16 protein-coding genes and 1 pseudogene are annotated in these 16,531 nt (G+C 67.5%); 8 read left to right on the forward strand and 9 right to left on the reverse strand.

The features are described from left to right. Positions 1–49: 49 nt before the first annotated feature. From M2271_RS15980 to M2271_RS15990, 3 genes and pseudogenes are all read left to right on the forward strand, one after another. Entirely contained in the window at positions 50–907 is an 858-nt protein-coding gene (locus M2271_RS15980) for an endonuclease/exonuclease/phosphatase family protein (RefSeq protein ID WP_348539172.1), read from the forward strand. Between the two features lie 66 nt (positions 908–973). After that, a complete protein-coding gene (locus M2271_RS15985) occupies positions 974–1,393 on the forward strand; it encodes a hypothetical protein (RefSeq protein ID WP_280887867.1) in 420 nt (139 codons plus the stop codon). 199 nt (positions 1,394–1,592) lie between these two features. Further along, positions 1,593–2,339: pseudogene (locus tag M2271_RS15990) on the forward strand (transposase family protein); the annotation flags it as partial. Positions 2,340–2,591: 252 nt separating this feature from the next. Here the strand turns inward: M2271_RS15990 and M2271_RS15995 are convergent. Then, a complete protein-coding gene (locus tag M2271_RS15995; protein WP_280887868.1) occupies positions 2,592–4,763 on the reverse strand; it encodes an alpha/beta fold hydrolase in 2,172 nt (723 codons plus the stop codon). Between the two features lie 433 nt (positions 4,764–5,196). Between M2271_RS15995 and M2271_RS16000 the strand changes: the two genes are divergently transcribed. Then, positions 5,197–5,571 carry a type II toxin-antitoxin system VapC family toxin gene (locus M2271_RS16000; protein ID WP_280887869.1) on the forward strand — a complete coding sequence of 125 codons (375 nt, stop codon included), beginning with the start codon at positions 5,197–5,199 and terminating at the stop codon, positions 5,569–5,571. A 270-nt stretch (positions 5,572–5,841) separates the two neighbouring features. Here the strand turns inward: M2271_RS16000 and M2271_RS16005 are convergent, their stop codons facing one another. Genes M2271_RS16005 through M2271_RS16040 form a run of 8 tightly spaced genes read right to left on the reverse strand, consistent with a single transcriptional unit; the run spans position 5,842 to position 12,487 of the window. Next, the gene (locus tag M2271_RS16005) at positions 5,842–6,174 is read right to left on the reverse strand and encodes a metal-sulfur cluster assembly factor (protein ID WP_280887870.1); all 333 of its coding nucleotides are present in this window, start codon (positions 6,172–6,174) and stop codon (positions 5,842–5,844) included. Further along, positions 6,171–6,638, reverse strand: coding sequence for a Fe-S cluster assembly sulfur transfer protein SufU (gene sufU / locus M2271_RS16010; protein ID WP_280887871.1), 468 nt, complete (start codon positions 6,636–6,638; stop codon positions 6,171–6,173). The genes M2271_RS16005 and sufU overlap by 4 nt, the downstream gene beginning before the upstream one ends. Before the next feature lie 19 nt (positions 6,639–6,657). Further along, positions 6,658–7,914, reverse strand: a complete 1,257-nt coding sequence (locus M2271_RS16015) for a cysteine desulfurase (protein ID WP_280887872.1) — start codon at positions 7,912–7,914, stop codon at positions 6,658–6,660. Further along, a complete protein-coding gene (sufC, locus tag M2271_RS16020; RefSeq protein ID WP_280887873.1) occupies positions 7,911–8,702 on the reverse strand; it encodes a Fe-S cluster assembly ATPase SufC in 792 nt (263 codons plus the stop codon). The genes M2271_RS16015 and sufC overlap by 4 nt, the downstream gene beginning before the upstream one ends. A gap of 7 nt (positions 8,703–8,709) precedes the next feature. After that, the gene (locus M2271_RS16025; protein WP_280887874.1) at positions 8,710–9,039 is read right to left on the reverse strand and encodes a non-heme iron oxygenase ferredoxin subunit; all 330 of its coding nucleotides are present in this window, start codon (positions 9,037–9,039) and stop codon (positions 8,710–8,712) included. Then, on the reverse strand, positions 9,039–10,256 hold the full coding sequence (gene sufD, locus M2271_RS16030) for a Fe-S cluster assembly protein SufD (protein WP_280887875.1): 1,218 nt from the start codon (positions 10,254–10,256) through the stop codon (positions 9,039–9,041). Before sufD ends, M2271_RS16025 begins: the two co-directional genes overlap by 1 nt. Before the next feature lie 60 nt (positions 10,257–10,316). Then, positions 10,317–11,738 carry a Fe-S cluster assembly protein SufB gene (sufB, locus tag M2271_RS16035; RefSeq protein ID WP_280887876.1) on the reverse strand — a complete coding sequence of 474 codons (1,422 nt, stop codon included), beginning with the start codon at positions 11,736–11,738 and terminating at the stop codon, positions 10,317–10,319. Next, positions 11,735–12,487 (reverse strand): transcriptional regulator, encoded by a 753-nt coding sequence (locus M2271_RS16040; protein WP_280887877.1) that lies wholly within the window; start codon positions 12,485–12,487, stop codon positions 11,735–11,737. Before M2271_RS16040 ends, sufB begins: the two co-directional genes overlap by 4 nt. 160 nt (positions 12,488–12,647) lie before the next feature. Here M2271_RS16040 and M2271_RS16045 point away from each other — a divergent pair, with 160 nt between their 5' ends. The 4 genes from M2271_RS16045 (at position 12,648) to M2271_RS16060 (ending at position 16,500) form a co-directional block, all read left to right on the forward strand. Continuing rightward, entirely contained in the window at positions 12,648–13,448 is an 801-nt protein-coding gene (locus tag M2271_RS16045) for an AAC(3) family N-acetyltransferase (protein WP_280887878.1), read from the forward strand. A gap of 99 nt (positions 13,449–13,547) precedes the next feature. Beyond that, positions 13,548–14,471, forward strand: coding sequence for an ABC transporter ATP-binding protein (locus M2271_RS16050; protein WP_280887879.1), 924 nt, complete (start codon positions 13,548–13,550; stop codon positions 14,469–14,471). A 180-nt stretch (positions 14,472–14,651) separates the two neighbouring features. Continuing rightward, a complete protein-coding gene (locus tag M2271_RS16055) occupies positions 14,652–15,428 on the forward strand; it encodes an ABC transporter permease (protein WP_280887880.1) in 777 nt (258 codons plus the stop codon). 61 nt (positions 15,429–15,489) lie between these two features. Next, complete coding sequence (locus M2271_RS16060) at positions 15,490–16,500, forward strand: COX15/CtaA family protein (protein ID WP_280887881.1); 1,011 nt, start codon at positions 15,490–15,492, stop codon at positions 16,498–16,500. The last annotated feature ends 31 nt before the right edge of the window (positions 16,501–16,531 follow it).

The following is a 16,531-nucleotide window of genomic DNA, read 5'->3' on the forward strand; positions in this document are numbered from 1 at the left end:
GCGCCGAGGTCGGATCATCACCGGACTCGCGTTGTCGGCCGCCCTGGTGATGCTCAGCCACGCTCACATCCCCAACCAGCTCGGCCACCTCGGCAGCCTCGTCGAGACCTTCCTGCCCTGGACGGGCCTGGCCGTGCCGCTGCTGCTGTCCTGCGCGCTGATCCGCCGTTCCGCGACCGCCGCCGTGGCCGTCGTCCTGCCCGCACTCATCTGGTGTTCGCTCTTCGGCGGGACGCTCCTCGACAAACAGTCGGACGGCGGAGATCTGACCGTCGTCTCCCACAACGTCAACGAGCACAACCCGTACCCCACACGCACCGCACGTGCCCTCGCCGCATCCGGCGCCGACCTGCTGGCCCTCGAAGAACTGGGCGACGCGACACCGCAGTACGAACGGGCGCTGGCCGACGCGTACCCGTACCACGCCGTGCAGGGCACGGTCGGCCTGTGGAGCAAGGACCCCATCGACACTTCCCGTACGGTGGACATCGCGCCCTGGCCACGCGCCCTGCGCGCCGTCGTCCGTACGCCCGAGGGACCCGTCGCCGTCTACGTCGCCCACCTGCTCTCGGTCCGCCTCACCGCGGCTGCGGGCTTCACCACCGCCGAACGCGACGCCGCAGCACATCACCTCGCCACCGCCCTGCGCACCGAACAGTTGCGCCACACCATCCTCGTAGGCGACTTCAACGGCACCCTCGACGACCGAGAGCTGTCCCCCGTGACCTCCGGCATGCACTCGGCCCAGACGGAGGCAGGCGCCGGATTCGGTCTCACCTGGCCCTCCTCGTTCCCCGTCGCAAGGATCGACCACATCCTCGTCCGCGGCATGACCCCCCGCGCATCATGGACACTGCCCGCCACCGACAGCGACCACCGGCCAGTCGCGGCGAAACTGAAGTGGTGACCTCGCCGAAGCCATGACAGGCCGGCCAGGCCAGGCGCCTCCACCGACGGCCTGTCCGCCACCGCGATGGGCCGTCAGGTCACCCACCACCTCCGGCACGAAGGCTTCACACCGGTCGCGGCGTACGCCTGCGGTTCCATGGTCGGCTTCGGCTACACCTTCCCCTGCACACCCGAGTACTGGTACGACGAACTGCTCCCCGAGATCCCCGAACACGTCCGCGCGGGCCGCCTCATGACCTGTGCGAACTCGCCGTCACCCCCGCCCGGCGGTCCCGGTGGCATCGGCCCCCGCCTCCACGCCGAGCTCCTCAAGTCAATCAACACCCAGTGGTCCTCGCTCTTGGTCCGCCCGGACAACACCGCCGGCCGCCGCCTGTACGAACTCCTCGGGTACACGTACGCGGCCCCGTACCGCAACGAACCCGACGGCCCGGTCTACGAACTCCTGCTCCTCCAGGTCGACAGAGAGACCGTCGCGCAGTGACGGCGCGCACCCCGACACCCCCGCAGCGGCTCGCCGGCCACCGGCTCTTCGGCGACCGGATGGCCACCAGGGCCGGGTCTGTGCGCTCACCGGCTCTGGTTCGTAGTCGGTGGTGACGCCGAGTAGCCACCCTTGATCACGATCACGATCACGATCTTGTGATGGATGTCAACTCCCATATCGGGACGGCGTTTTCCGGTTGTCGGCGCTGGTTGTCGAGGACGTGGTGGACGGTGGTGACGCAGTGGTGGTCACGGCTCGCACTCGGGATGTGGCGGTGCTGTGTCCGGTGTGCGGGACTCCGACGGCGAAGGTGCACGGGTATCACCGCCGGACGGTGACGGACGTGCCGGTCGACGGCCGCCCGGTCGTCGACCACCTGCGGGTACGGCGGCCGGTCTGTCCGGCCCTGGACTGTTGGCGGCAGACCTTCCGCGAGCAGATTCCCGGACTGCTGGAGCGCCACCAGCGCCGCACGGTGCGCCTCGCCTGGCAGATATCCCAGGTGGCGCGGGAGTTGTGCGGCCGGGCAGCTGCACGCCTCGCCAGGCTGCTGGCTGTGCCCATGTCCCGCAGCACCGCGCTGCGCGGTCTGCCGCTGCCGCAGCAGGTGATCCCGTGGGTGATCGGTGTGGATGATTTCGCCCTGCGCCGCCCCCGCTACGCCACGAGCATCACGGATACCGAGACCGGCCGACGCGTCGCGGTCCTGCCCGACCGCGAGAGGGCCACCCTGGAGTCCTGGCTGAACAACCGTAGTGTCCGCAGCGACCATGCGAGGAATGCCGCCGGCGCCCCGGTGGCCGCCGCTGAGGCTCAGCACACAGCCGTCCCCGCGGAGAGGACCGCTGCGAAAATGGTCCACACCCTGGCCAGGGAGGTCATGGTCCTCGACCGGGAGGCCGAGGAAGTTGAAGCCCTGATTGTGGGCTGTTTTCGGGAGCATCCCGACGCCGCCGCGATCACCGGCGAAGCTCCTGGCGGACATGGGTGATCTTGATGTCGAGAACCCGTCTCCCAGGAGCTTCGTCGTTGCGCATGAGCGTCCAACTCGCGGTCGTACCGTCAGGTCGGAAAAGGCTCAATGAGTAAAGTGTTGACACGTGTCCGAGATCAGGGGTAAAGGCCCGCCCCTCTGCCCTGTAGTCACTTCGAAGAAAGGACTACAGGGCAGAGGGGCGGGCGTGAAGAGCCGAGTTCAGGGCTTGGGCAGGGTGCAGCCTTGGAGATTGAGGTCCACGACGTTGCCGGATCCGATGCATGCGGCGATCGCTGCGGTCTGCGTGGCGTATCCGCGTCCCTTGTGGACTACGGTGCCCTCCGAGTCCACCTCGCACGGGTTGTTTAGTTCGCACTCTTTCCCGTCACGATTGCTGGTGCTGTTCACCGCAACGAGCTCCCCGGTCTCGGCATTGACGACTGGCGAGCCGGAGCTACCGGGCTGAGTGTTACATTCCTTTGCGTACCGGATCGCCTTGTTCGAGGTGTAGTCCCCTTCCTTGAGTGTCGGGATCACAGCCTCGGCCTGGCACGACCAGACGCTTTGCAGATAACTGGACGCCACCTTGATTTTCTGCCCGGGAACGGGACCGGACGAGGCCAACGGGAACGCCTCGATCTTGTACATCCGTTGAATGTCCGCGTACGTGGAGTCCAGCTGTGCCAGCGTGATGTCGGTTCCGGTCATGGTCGCGTAGAGAACCTTCCCCGTCAGCGGGCCGAGTTCGCGGCCTGCTGGGCTCAACACGGTACCGTCGATCTGGACATCCTTGTCGGTGATCACTTCGCCCGGCTTCGGCCTTCCCCCGGGATGGCAATGCCCATTCGTGAGCAACAACGCCTTGTCCTCATCGCGGGCGGTGCGGGGGCGGACCAGCGAAGCGGAGCAGTCCTGGAGTTTCACCGTCCCAGCCAGATTTCCGGCAGGTCCTGGAGGTCCTGTCTGGTCGGCGGGGAACCCAGGGCAGCTGCTGTTCGCGGTTGTGCCGTTCCGGAAGAAGTCGACCACCTTGGAACCGCAAGCCAGTTCGTTGGATTTCATAGTGGAGTGCGTTGCATCCATGACGGTCAGCAGGGATCCACCGATCTTCTTCTGCATCATCTTTGCCCACACGTAAGGCGTGACGTATTCGAACTTATGTCCGGACAGTTGCAGCTCACTCTTTCCGGGCTTCAGATCCCACGACTTGCCCGCCGGCCAGCCAGCGCAGTACGCGATTGATTGGTCATTCCAATCTGCAGAAAACGGATACTTCTCCTGTCGCTCCTTCCTGAGCCTGAGGAGATCGGAATACTCCCGCCCATCCGCACTCGCATTGCACATGAAGGCGTCATGTGTGATCACATAGTTGTGGCCCATCTCTCCGAAGCCGAAAGCACTCCGGTTCACCTCCTTCGGCTTGTAACTCCCCTCCGCACCGCTTTTCTGCAGTTCCATCAACTTTGCGGCAGATCGCTCCCATCTGTCTGGTATGGCTTCAAAGTTGGGATCGAGAAGGGGGGTGAATTCTTCGCGACCAAACTTCGTCTGCATTGCTTTCAGCGTGGATTCGACCTCCTGAGGCGAGTTTCCGAAATGATAAGTCGCATCCTTGCCGGCCAGCCACTCGAAGAATCGTCGATATCCAGCATGATATTGTGCCGCTTCTGCGGTGATCGCCGCATTTTCACCGATCGGAGACATGATCGAATCCAGCCACATGCGATCAACGCGGTTGTCGAACATTGATCGATAGACGGCGCCCAGTGCGGTTCCACCGGAATTTCCATAAAAGTTTATCTTATGGAAACCCAGTACCTCCCGGACTCGGTCCATATCTCGGGATGCATTTTCCATGCTGATGGAGAGCGTCAGTGCCCGATCCTTAGCGATACATTTGCGACGCTCATCGGCGTATCGTTCAAACGCCTCCTTTTCGGTTTCTCCCTGCTTGGATTCGGGTGTATCACAGGAAACCTGGGCGCTGTAGCCTGTCCCGCGAGTGTCGATACCGATGAAGTCGAATTCATCGTTCATTGGCGCCAGCTGGCTGTCGAGGAGCCCGTAGGGAGATGGGGTTCCGGCTAGGCCAGGCCCTCCCGGGTTGCTGAACAGGGCGCCTTTGCGCTTTCCGGTGGCCTTGACCCTGCTCACCGCAATGTTTATTTGTCTGCCTTTCGGCTTGGAATAGTCCACCGGAACCGGAACGAAAGCGCACTCACTTCGCTCATCGTTACGATTCCAGTCCTCCGCCGCATCTCGGCAGAGTTCCCACTTTACGCTTTCCGGGGCTGCGGATGAAGCCGCGCCGGCGGGAGCAGCCGTCGGGGTAAAGAGTGAGGCGGCAACGCTGATTCCGACTGCAAGCGAGGAGAGGGTCAAATACCGCACGATGATCTACACCTCTTCGATGGAAAGATGGCAGCTTATTTGTCGTTTTCGTGGTTTGTGTGCGCCTCGTCTTAACCGGCGTCTCGTCAGGCAGGGGCTGGAATCCGTCCCACACGGTGTGCGGGGAACGCGGGCAGGCCTTTCAAGGAGCCCCTGGCGGCGATCACCAGAGCACCGACCGTGCACGAACCGGACAGCCGACTGGAGGCAAGTTCCTTGCGCCACTGCTGCACAAGACTGGTGGGCGTTGGCAGCAGTCGTACGTCAGGGATGTATCAGGCAGCACTCGGTTTGACGTTCGTCTGCTGGTGCGTGAGACGGATCCCTTCTCACCTCACGCTGATGCGTGGTGAGTGGCCATCGCTTGTTCGCCGAGGCAGCGGATCTTGGCGTGGGTGCTGTTGTACCGCCGCTGCCACCTCTTGATGCGCTGATGCGACTTCTGCTCGACACCCATGTGGTCCTGTGGTGGCTGGACGACTCTGCTGAGCTGTCCGGCGAGATCAAGGATCTGCTCGACACCGAACCCGCGGTGTACGTCAGCGCCGTATCACCGTGGGAGATCGCCATCAAACAGTCCCTCGGGAAAGTGGAAGGCCCACAGGACCTGGCTGAGCGGGTACGCGACAGCCAGTTCACCGGCCTGCCCATCACCGCCGGGCACGGGGTGCGGGCAGCCCGGCTTCCAGCGCATCACCGGGACCCCTTCGACCGGATACTGGTCGCTCAGGCACAGACCGAAGGGATGACCCTGATGACGAGGGACAAGTGGATCCCGCAGTACGACGTGCGGGTCATGCCCGTGTGAGGAACAGTCCGCTCCCTTTCGTGTCACTCGTCGGCCGCCGGTTCACCTGGTTCTTGCGAGGAGGCCCCGGCGTTCAGTGAACGCCCGGGGTTCCGCGCTAGATCATGTTGAACACTGATGGGCGCGCTGACCTGAACACCGCTTGGCACGCTGGCCTGAACCCTGCTCGGAGCGCCCACCTGGACTCGCGCGAACGCCCCGGACAGGACGAACCACGACGAACGGCGACGCCCCCCACGGGGTGTCGCCGTTCGTTCGAGCCGGTGGATCTCAGACGTTGAACCCGAGCGCCCGAAGCTGATCACGCCCATCGTCCGTGATCTTGTCGGGGCCCCACGGCGGCATCCAGACCCAGTTGATGCGCAGCTCGTTGACGAGGCCCTCCGTGGCGGACTTGGCCTGGTCCTCGATGACGTCGGTCAGCGGGCAGGCCGCCGAGGTCAGGGTCATGTCGACGGTCGCGATGTTCGCGTCGTCGACGTGGATGCCGTAGATCAGGCCGAGGTTGACCACGTCGATGCCCAGTTCGGGGTCGACGACGTCGTACAGCGCCTCGCGGAGTTCTTCCTCGGAGGCGGGCTTCATCTCAACGGTCTCGCTCATGCCGTTTTCCTTTCGGCGTCGGCTCCGCCCAGGGCCTGGGCCGTCGCGTCCTTCCACGCCATCCAGCTCAGGAGAGCGCACTTCACCCGTGCCGGGTACTTGGAGACACCGGCGAACGCGACCGCGTCCTCCAGTACCTCCTCCATCGCGTCGTCCGGTTCGATCCGGCCCTTGGACTGCATCAGCTCCAGGAAGGTCTCCTGGATCTTCTGCGCGTCGGCCAGGTCCTTGCCGACGAGGAGGTCGTTCAGCACGGAGGCGGAGGCCTGGCTGATCGAGCAGCCCTGGCCCTCGTACGAGACGTCGCTGATCGTCGCGCCGTCGTACTTCACACGCAGGGTGATCTCGTCACCGCACGTCGGGTTGACGTGGTGCACCTCGGCGTCGCCATCGCGCAGACCACGCCCGTGCGGGTGCTTGTAGTGGTCCAGGATGACTTCCTGGTACATCGAATCCAGCTTCATCCGCTCGCTCGCCAACCCCTCAGCCGAAGAAGTTCCGTACGTGCTCCAGGCCGTCGACCAGAGCGTCGATCTCGGTCGGCGTGGAGTACAGATAGAACGACGCTCGCGTGGTCGCAGGAATTCCGTACCGCAGGCAGACCGGCCGTGCGCAGTGGTGGCCGACCCGGACCGCGATGCCCTGCTCGTCGAGGACCTGGCCCACGTCGTGCGGGTGGATGTCGCCGAGCGTGAAGGAGATCGCCGCGCCCCGGTCCTCGGCCGTGGTGGGGCCGATGATCCTGAGGCCCGGGACATCGCCCAGCCGCTTCACCGCGTACTCGGTGAGCGCGTGCTCGTGGGCGAGGATCTTGTCCATGCCGATCGCGGAGAGATAGTCGATCGCCGCGCCCAGGCCGACCGCCTGCGCGATCGGCGGGGTGCCCGCCTCGAACTTGTGCGGGGCGGGAGCGTAGGTCGACGAGTGCATCGACACCGTCTCGATCATCTCGCCGCCGCCCAGGAACGGAGGCAGGTCCTCCAGCAGCTCCTGGCGACCCCAGAGGACGCCGATGCCCGTCGGGCCGCACATCTTGTGGCCGGTGAAGGCCACGAAGTCGGCCTGCAGGGCCTGCACGTCCAGCGGCATGTGCGGCGCGGCCTGCGAGGCGTCGATGCAGACCAGCGCACCGACCTGCTGCGCACGGCGCACTATCGCCTCGACGGGGTTGACCGTGCCCAGGATGTTGGACACCAGCACGAAGGAGACGATCTTCGTCTTCTCCGTGATGATCTCGTCGATGTTCGACAGGTCGAGGCGGCCGTCGTCGGTCAGACCGAACCACTTCAGCTTCGCGCCCGTGCGCTGCGCCAGCAGCTGCCACGGCACGATGTTGGAGTGGTGTTCCATCTCCGTGATGACGATCTCGGTCTCGTGGTCCACCCGGTAGGGCTCGTCGGCCCAGCCCAGCATGTTCGCCACGAGGTTGAGCGACTCGGAGGCGTTCTTGGTGAAGATCACCTCGTTGCGGCTCGGCGCGTTGATGAACGCGGCGACCTTGTCGCGCGCGCCCTCGTACAGCGCCGTGGCCTCCTCGGCGAGCACATGCACACCGCGGTGGACGTTGGCGTTGTAGCGCTCGTAGTACTCGTTCAGGGCGTCCAGCACCTGGCGCGGCTTCTGCGAGGTCGCCGCGTTGTCCAGGTATACGAGCTTCTGCCCGTCGTGAACCTGACGGTCCAGGATGGGGAAGTCCTTGCGGATCGCCTCAGTGTCGAGGAGGCCCGGCAGCTGTGTCACGCCACATCCTCCTCTGAGTTCGCTCCGCTCACGGGGCCACCCTTCGTGTAAGCCTCGTAGCCCTCGTTCTCCAGCTTGTCGGCGAGCTCGGCGCCGCCGGACTCCACGATGCGGCCCGCGGAGAAGACATGGACGAAGTCGGGCTTGATGTAGCGCAGGATGCGCGTGTAGTGCGTGATCAGCAGGGTGCCGACCTCGCCGCTCTCACGGACGCGGTTGACGCCCTCGGAGACGACCCGCAGGGCGTCGACGTCCAGACCCGAGTCCGTCTCGTCGAGGATGGCGACCTTCGGCTTGAGCAGCTCCAGCTGGAGGATCTCGTGGCGCTTCTTCTCACCGCCGGAGAAACCCTCGTTGACGTTGCGCTCGGCGAAGGCCGGGTCCATGTGGAGGCGCTCCATGGCCCCCTTGACCTCCTTCACCCAGGTACGCAGCTTGGGTGCCTCGCCGCGGATGGCGGTGGCGGACGTACGGAGGAAGTTGGAGACCGAGACGCCGGGCACCTCGACCGGGTACTGCATCGCCAGGAACAGGCCGGCGCGGGCGCGCTCGTCGACGGACATCTCCAGGACGTTCTCGCCGTCGAGGGTGACGGTGCCGCCGGTGACGGTGTACTTCGGGTGCCCCGCGAGCGAGTAGGCGAGGGTCGACTTGCCGGAGCCGTTGGGGCCCATGATGGCGTGCGTCTCGCCCTGCTTCACGGTCAGGTCGACACCTTTGAGGATCTCCTTCGTGGCGTTGTCGGCCTCGACGGTGACGTGCAGGTCTCGGATTTCAAGCGTAGCCATGGGTACCTCAGGACTCCTGGGTGAGGGAGACGAGCACGTCGTCCCCTTCGATCTGTACGGGATATACGGGGACGGGGCGCGTCGCGGGCAGGCTGGAGGGCTTGCCGGTGCGGAGGTCGAAGCTGGAACCGTGCAGCCAGCACTCGATCTGACAGTCCTCCACCTCGCCCTCGGAGAGCGAGACGTTCGCGTGCGAGCAGATGTCGTGGATCGCGAACACCTCCCCCTCGGTACGGACGACCGAGACCGGCGTGCCGTCGAGTTCCACCCGCTTCGGGGTGTCCTCCTCCAACTCGCTCAGCCCACAGACGCGTACGAACGTCGAAGAGGACGTCATCAGACCGACGCCTCCAGCTCCTCGTCGATCTTCACGAGAAGCCGCTGCTCGATGTCGTCGACACCGATCTGCTGGACCAGCGCGGCGAAGAAGCCGCGCACCACCAGGCGACGGGCCTCGTCGGCCGGGATGCCGCGGGCCATGAGATAGAAGAGCTGCTCGTCGTCGAAGCGACCGGTCGCACTCGCGTGGCCGGCGCCGACGATCTCGCCGGTCTCGATCTCCAGGTTCGGCACGGAGTCGACCCGCGCACCGTCCGTGAGGACCAGGTTGCGGTTCATCTCGTACGTGTCCGTGCCCTCGGCCTTGGCCTCGATGAGGACGTCACCGATCCACACCGCGTGGGCGCCCTCGCCCTGGAGCGCGCCCTTGTAGGCGACGTTCGACTTGCAGTGCGGGGTGTTGTGGTCGACGAGGAGGCGGTGCTCCTGGTGCTGGCCGGCGTCCGTGAAGTACAGGCCGAACAGCTCGACCTCGCCGCCGGGGCCGGCGTAGGCGACGCGCGGGTGGAGGCGTACCAGGTCGCCGCCGAAGGTGACCACGAACGACTTGAAGGTGGCGTCCCGGCCGATCAGCGCGTTGTGCTGACCGACGTGCACGGCCTTCTCGTCCCAGTCCTGGACGGAGACGACGGTCAGCTTGGCGCCGTCCCCGAGGACGTAGTCGACGTTGGCGGCGAGCACGGCGTCACCGGTGTGGTCGATGACGACGACGGCCTCGGCGAAGGCGCCCAGCTCGATGACCTGGTGGCCGTAGGCGACCCCGCCCTCGCCGTGCACCGCGATGCGGATCGGCTCGGTGAGGACCGTCTCCTTGGGGACGGTGACGACACCGGCCTTCTCGAACGCCGAGTACGCCTGGGCGGCGACGCGGTCCACCGGGGTGCCGGCCCTGCCGATCCGGGCGTCGTCACGGCCGACGGTCTCGACGGTGACGCCCTCGGGGGCCTGCACGTCCACCTTCACGCCCCCGCCGGTGGCGACCGCGGTGCCGTCGTGCAGCCCGCGCAGCCGCTCCAGCGGCGTGAACCGCCACTCCTCCTCACGGCCGTGCGGGACCGGGAAGTCCGCCACGTCGAAGGAGGGGGGCGCGCTCATGCGCGTGGCGACGGTCGACTCGGCGGCCACCGCGATCTGGCCGGCCGTGGTGGACCCCAGCGATGGGGGTCCCCCCGCCCGAACGGAGTTGAGGGTGGGGGAGTTCTGAGCCTCAGCCATGGCTGTCGGTCTGCTCTCTTCCTACGTCAGATTTCGCTAGCTGGTCGTGGAGGGCGGGTCTTAACCGACCGCGCCTTCCATCTGCAGCTCGATCAGCCGGTTGAGTTCCAGTGCGTACTCCATGGGCAGCTCCTTCGCGATGGGCTCGACGAAGCCGCGCACGATCATCGCCATCGCCTCGAACTCGCTCAGACCGCGGCTCATCAGATAGAAGAGCTGGTCCTCGGAGACCTTGGAGACGGTCGCCTCGTGGCCCATGGACACGTCGTCCTCACGGACGTCCACGTAGGGGTACGTGTCGGAGCGGGAGATGGTGTCGACGAGCAGCGCGTCGCACAGCACGTTCGACTTGGAGCCGTGGGCGCCCTCGGCGATCTCGACGAGACCGCGGTAGGACGTACGACCGCCACCGCGCGCCACCGACTTGGAGACGATGTTGGAGGACGTGTTCGGCGCCATGTGGACCATCTTGGAGCCGGCGTCCTGGTGCTGGCCCTCGCCCGCGAAGGCGATGGACAGCGTCTCGCCCTTGGCGTGCTCACCCATCAGGTAGACGGCCGGGTACTTCATCGTCACCTTGGAGCCGATGTTGCCGTCGATCCACTCCATGGTCGCGCCCTCGTACGCCACGGCGCGCTTGGTGACCAGGTTGTAGACGTTGTTCGACCAGTTCTGGATGGTCGTGTAACGGCAGCGGGCGTTCTTCTTGACGATGATCTCGACGACCGCGGAGTGCAGCGAGTCCGACTTGTAGATCGGGGCCGTACATCCCTCGACGTAGTGCACGTAGGCACCCTCGTCGACGATGATCAGGGTCCGCTCGAACTGGCCCATGTTCTCCGTGTTGATGCGGAAGTAGGCCTGGAGCGGGATCTCGACGTGCACGCCCTTCGGCACGTAGATGAAGGAGCCCCCGGACCACACCGCGGTGTTCAGCGACGCGAACTTGTTGTCACCGACCGGGATGACGGTCCCGAAGTACTCCTTGAAGAGCTCCGGGTGCTGCTTCAGCGCGGTGTCGGTGTCGAGGAAGATGACGCCCTGCTCCTCCAGGTCCTCGCGGATCTGGTGGTAGACGACCTCGGACTCGTACTGGGCGGCGACACCGGCGACGAGGCGCTGCTTCTCCGCCTCCGGGATGCCGAGCCTGTCGTAGGTGTTCTTGATGTCCTCGGGCAGGTCCTCCCAGGACTCCGCCTGCTTCTCCGTGGAGCGCACGAAGTACTTGATGTTGTCGAAGTCGATGCCCGAGAGGTCCGAGCCCCAGTTCGGCATGGGCTTCTTCTCGAAGAGGCGCAGACCCTTGAGGCGGAGCTTGGTCATCCACTCCGGCTCGCTCTTCTTCTCGGAGATGTCCCGGACGACGTCCTCGCCGACGCCGCGCCTGGCGGAGGCGCCGGCCGTGTCGGAGTCGACCCAGCCGTACTCGTACGTGCCCAGACCCTCGAGCTCGGGGTGGGCGGTCTCCGTGGGGAGAGTCATGCGGGGTTCCTCCCGGCCGTGCTTGCAGATGCGTGATGAGTGGGGTGGGAAATCTTTGGGATGAACGTCGTGCAGACGCCGTCGCCGTGCGCGATGGTCGCCAGTCGCTGGACGTGTGTGCCGAGCAGCTGGGAGAAGATCTCGGTCTCCGCCTCGCAGAGCTGCGGGAACTCTTCCGCGACGTGGGCCACCGGGCAGTGGTGCTGGCAGAGCTGCTCGCCGACCGGTGCGCTTCGCGCCGTAGCAGCGTACCCGTCCGCGCTCAGGGCCTTGGCCAGCGCTTCGGTGCGCTCCTCGGGTGCGGCGGCCTCGATCGCCTCGCGGTAGGCGGAGGCCTGCTCGACGATCCGGGCGCGCGCGAAGGCGACGACCGCCTCGTTTCCGCCGAACCGCTCCTGGATCCAGCGCAGGGCCTCCGCGGCGAGCTTGTCGTAGGACTGGTCGAAGGCGTCCCGGCCGCAGTCGGTCAGCGCGAAGGCCTTGGCGGGCCGGCCGCGGCCGCGCGTGCCGTAGACCCGCTGCTCGCGTGCCTCCACGACGTCGTCGGCGGCCAGTGCGTCCAGATGTCGGCGTACGGCCGCCGGGGTGAGTCCCAGGCGTCCGGCCAGCTCGGTCACGGTCGACGGCCCGTGGTCCAGGATGGACCGCGCGACCCGGTTGCGCGTCGAGCGGTCCGAGCGCATCCCAGCCGCGAACTCCTCCTGAGGGGCCCCCGTGAGGGTCTCCCGAGTCTCGCCGACGTTTTTCACAACGCCATTGTTGCGTAATTCCTCCGAGACAGGCAAGCCGCGTCCGGACCGGTGGACGGTGCCCTGTGTCACTTAGGTTCACCTAATCCGACCTGGGAAAAGATCGTCGCCCGCTGAAATCGGTGGCGCCGCCGGGCCCCGTCAGGGACACTCCCTGACCATGTCCATACCCGCTCCGACCGGCCCTCTTGTCACTCGGGACACACTCGTCGGCCGGCTGCGCGACCTCGGCGTCCGGCCTGGCGACATCCTCCTGGTCCACTCCTCCCTCAGCTCCCTCGGCTGGGTCTGCGGAGGAGCCGTCGCGGTGGTCCAGGGACTGCTCGGCGCACTCGGCCCGAAGGGCACCCTGGTGGTTCCCACCCAGTCCGGCGACCTCTCGGACCCGGCCCTGTGGAGCAGGCCTCCGGTACCCGAGCAGTGGTGGGGGACGATCCGGGCCACGATGCCCGCGTACGACCCCCTCGTCACGCCCGCACTCGGGGTGGGCGTGGTCCCGGAGACCGTACGGACCTGGCCGGGCGCCCTGCGCAGCGCGCATCCGCAGACCTCGTTCGCGGCCGTCGGCCCGCGCGCGGCGGAGATCGTCGAGGGGCACGCGTCCGACTGCCGGCTGGGCGAGCGAAGTCCGCTGGCCCGGCTGGAGGCGCTCGGCGCCCGGGTGCTGCTGCTCGGCGCCGGCTACGGCACCTGCACCTGCTTCCACCTCGCCGAGTACCGCATACCGTCGCCGCTGGTGAAGGTGGGCCGGCCGGGCCCGGCGGGCTGGGAGGAGGTCACCGACGTGTCGATCAGCTCCGACCGGTTCGACGAGCTGGGCCACGACTTCGAACGGGATGTGCCCGTCGTCGTACGGGGGAGGGTGGGCGCGGCCGACGTACGGCTGTTTCCCGTGGCGGACGCGGTGGCGTACGCGCAGCGGTGGCTGGCGCTGCACCGGTCCCGGGAGGACGAGATCTGAGGGTCCCCGACGCTCCGTCCCGCCCGGCGGGGGCGGCCGGGGTGGAGATCTCGCACCCGCCCGTCGGAGCCGCCGTCCGCGAACCTAGACTCTGGACCCATGCGAAGTGAGCCCGTGGTCCAGGTCCAGGCCCTGGTGAAGCGGTACGGCCCGAAGACCGCGGTGGACGGCCTCGACCTGGTGGCCCGGGCGGGTGTGACCGCCGTCCTCGGCCCCAACGGGGCGGGCAAGACGACCACGGTCGAGACCTGCGAGGGATACCGGAGGCCCGACTCGGGCACGGTGCGGGTCCTGGGCCTCGACCCGGTGGGACAGGCCCGCGAACTGCACCCCAGGATCGGCGTGATGCTGCAGTCCGGGGGCGTGTACTCGGGGGCGCGGGCCGACGAGATGCTCCGGCACGTGGCCAAGCTGCACGCCCATCCGCTCGCCGTGGACGTGCTCATCGAGCGGCTCGGGCTGGGCGGTTGCGGCCGGACCACGTATCGGCGGCTGTCCGGCGGCCAGCAGCAGCGGCTCGCGCTCGCCATGGCGGTCGTCGGCCGTCCGGAGCTGGTGTTCCTGGACGAGCCGACCGCGGGCCTCGATCCGCAGGCCCGCCGCGCCACCTGGGACCTGATCCGGGATCTGCGCGCCGACGGCGTCTCGGTGATCCTCACGACCCACTACATGGACGAGGCCGAGGAACTCGCCGACGACGTCGCGATCATCGACGGGGGCCGGGTCATAGCCCACGGCTCCCCCGAGGAACTGTGCCGCGGCGGCGCCGAGAACACGCTCCGCTTTGGCGGGCGCCCGGGACTGGACGTGGGTTCGCTGCTCAAGGCACTGCCCGCCGACTGCACGGCCGCGGAGCTCACCCCGGGCTCCTACCGGGTCGGCGGCAAGGTCGACCCGCAACTGCTCGCCACGGTCACCTCCTGGTGCGCGCAGCACGGGGTGATGCCGGAGAAGATCTCGGTGGAACGGCACACCCTCGAAGACGTCTTTCTCGAGCTCACGGGCAAGGAGTTGCGGTCATGATCCTGGCTCACACACGGATCGGCCGGGGGTTCGGGGGTCGCCCCCCGAAGAAGCACAGCCTCGAGCTCACGGGCAAGGAGTTGCGGTCATGATCCTGGCTCACACACGGATCGGCCGGGGGTCCGGGGGTCGCCCCCCGAAGAAGCACAGCCTCGAGCTCACGGGCAAGGAGTTGCGGTCATGACCACCGCCGCCGCCGGTACGTACGCCCCGAAGCCGGGCGCGGCGCCCCTGCCCCGGATGATCGGGGCCCAGGCGGCGCTGGAGACGAAGATGCTGCTGCGCAACGGCGAGCAGCTGCTGCTGACGGTCGTGATCCCGGCGCTCCTGCTGTTCCTGTTCAGCTCGGTGGACATCGTGGACACCGGCACCGGCGAGGCGGTGGACTTCCTCGCCCCCGGCATCCTGGCGCTCGCCGTGATGTCCACGGCGTTCACCGGCCAGGCCATCGCGACGGGCTTCGAGCGCCGCTACGGCGTGCTGAAGCGGCTCGCCTCCTCGCCGCTCCCCCGCTGGGGTCTGATGACCGCGAAGACGCTCGCCGTCCTGGTCACCGAGGTCCTCCAGGTGATCCTGCTGACGGCGATCGCCTTCGCCCTGGGCTGGTCCCCGCACGGCAACCCGCTGGCCGTCCTGCTCCTGCTGGTCCTGGGCACGGCCGCGTTCTCCGGGCTCGGCCTGCTGATGGCGGGCACGTTGAAGGCGGAGGCGACCCTGGCCGCCGCGAACCTGGTGTTCCTGCTGCTGCTCGTGGGCGGCGGTGTGATCGTGCCGCTGGAGAAGTTCCCGTCCGGCGCCCAGGACGTCCTCGGCCTGCTGCCGATCTCGGCCCTGTCGGACGGCCTGCGGGACGTGCTCCAGCACGGCGCCGGCATGCCCTGGGGCGACCTGGGGATTCTGGCGGTGTGGGCGGTCGCGGGGCTCGGGGTCGCCGGGCGGTTCTTCCGCTGGGAGTAGTCGGGCACTCGGGCCGGCGACGGGGACCCTCGTGAAAGCGTGCACAAGCATGCCCCCTACGATGGAACGCGTGCCCCACGTGACCCGCGCCGACGCCGTAGCGGCCGTCCGCAACCCTCTTGCCTTCATCGCCGAACGCTGGACCCCGACCTCTCGGACGGTTCAGCGGGCGGCCCTCGCCGCGCTCGTGACGGCGGTGGTCATCGTGGTCACCGGCGGCGCGGTCCGGCTCACCGGATCCGGGCTCGGCTGCCCGACCTGGCCCAAGTGCACCGACGACTCGCTGACGGCCACCGGCGCGATGGGCTTCCACGGCGCCATCGAGTTCGGCAACCGGATGCTGACGTACGTGCTGTGCGCCGCGGTCGGCTGGGCGATCATCGCCGCGCGCTCCCAGAAGCCGTACCGGCGCAGCCTGACCCGGCTGGGCTGGGCCCAGTTCTGGGTCGTGATGAGCAACGCGATCCTCGGCGGCGTCGTGGTCCTGGTCGGCCTCAACCCGTACACGGTCGCGGCCCACTTCGTGGCGACGTCGGCCCTGATCGCGATCGCCACGGTGATGTGGCAGCGCGCCCGTGAGGGCGACGCGCCGCCCCGTCCGCTGGTCGGCGGGGCCGTGCGGCAGCTGGTGTGGTGCCTGCTCGCGGCGTCCGTGCTGCTGATCCTGGTCGGCACGGTGGTGACCGGCGCCGGACCGCACGCGGGCGACTCCAGCGAGGTCGAGCGGATGCCGATCGACTGGGAGACCGTGAGCAAGGTGCACGCGGTGCTGGCCTGGATCGTGGTGTCGCTGACGTTCGCCCTGTGGTTCGTCCTCAAGGCGGTCGACTCCCCCAAGGCCCCGCTGGACCGCACCCGCGACCTCTTCCTGATCCTGCTCGCCCAGGGGATCATCGGCTACGTCCAGTACTTCACGGACCTCCCCGAGATCCTGGTCGGCCTGCACATGCTCGGCTCGGCCCTGGTGTGGATCGCGGTCCTACGGGTGCTGCTGGCCCTGCGGGAGCGGTCCGGGGCGGACGTCGGGATCCCGGGGCCCGCGCCGGGCTCAGCGGTCGGCGCCGGGGTCTGACGCGGGCACAGTGCCGGCCCGCCGTTCCCCG

Origin of the sequence: Streptomyces sp. LBL (assembly GCF_029893585.1) — a bacterium.
Taxonomy (GTDB): Bacteria; Actinomycetota; Actinomycetes; order Streptomycetales; family Streptomycetaceae; genus Streptomyces.

Bases quoted from the DNA above. Each gene is read 5' to 3' on its own strand.
- sufU (WP_280887871.1), bottom strand. From the start codon at position 6,638: ATGAAGCTGGATTCGATGTACCAGGAAGTCATCCTGGACCACTACAAG.
- M2271_RS16060 (WP_280887881.1), top strand. From the start codon at position 15,490: ATGGAACGCGTGCCCCACGTGACCCGCGCCGACGCCGTAGCGGCCGTC.
- M2271_RS16000 (WP_280887869.1), top strand. From the start codon at position 5,197: ATGCGACTTCTGCTCGACACCCATGTGGTCCTGTGGTGGCTGGACGAC.
- sufD (WP_280887875.1), bottom strand. From the start codon at position 10,256: ATGGCTGAGGCTCAGAACTCCCCCACCCTCAACTCCGTTCGGGCGGGG.
- M2271_RS16045 (WP_280887878.1), top strand. From the start codon at position 12,648: ATGTCCATACCCGCTCCGACCGGCCCTCTTGTCACTCGGGACACACTC.
- M2271_RS16055 (WP_280887880.1), top strand. From the start codon at position 14,652: ATGACCACCGCCGCCGCCGGTACGTACGCCCCGAAGCCGGGCGCGGCG.
- M2271_RS15980 (WP_348539172.1), top strand. From the start codon at position 50: ATGCTCAGCCACGCTCACATCCCCAACCAGCTCGGCCACCTCGGCAGC.
- M2271_RS16025 (WP_280887874.1), bottom strand. From the start codon at position 9,039: ATGACGTCCTCTTCGACGTTCGTACGCGTCTGTGGGCTGAGCGAGTTG.
- M2271_RS16005 (WP_280887870.1), bottom strand. From the start codon at position 6,174: ATGAGCGAGACCGTTGAGATGAAGCCCGCCTCCGAGGAAGAACTCCGC.
- M2271_RS15985 (WP_280887867.1), top strand. From the start codon at position 974: ATGGGCCGTCAGGTCACCCACCACCTCCGGCACGAAGGCTTCACACCG.
- M2271_RS16050 (WP_280887879.1), top strand. From the start codon at position 13,548: ATGCGAAGTGAGCCCGTGGTCCAGGTCCAGGCCCTGGTGAAGCGGTAC.
- sufB (WP_280887876.1), bottom strand. From the start codon at position 11,738: ATGACTCTCCCCACGGAGACCGCCCACCCCGAGCTCGAGGGTCTGGGC.
- sufC (WP_280887873.1), bottom strand. From the start codon at position 8,702: ATGGCTACGCTTGAAATCCGAGACCTGCACGTCACCGTCGAGGCCGAC.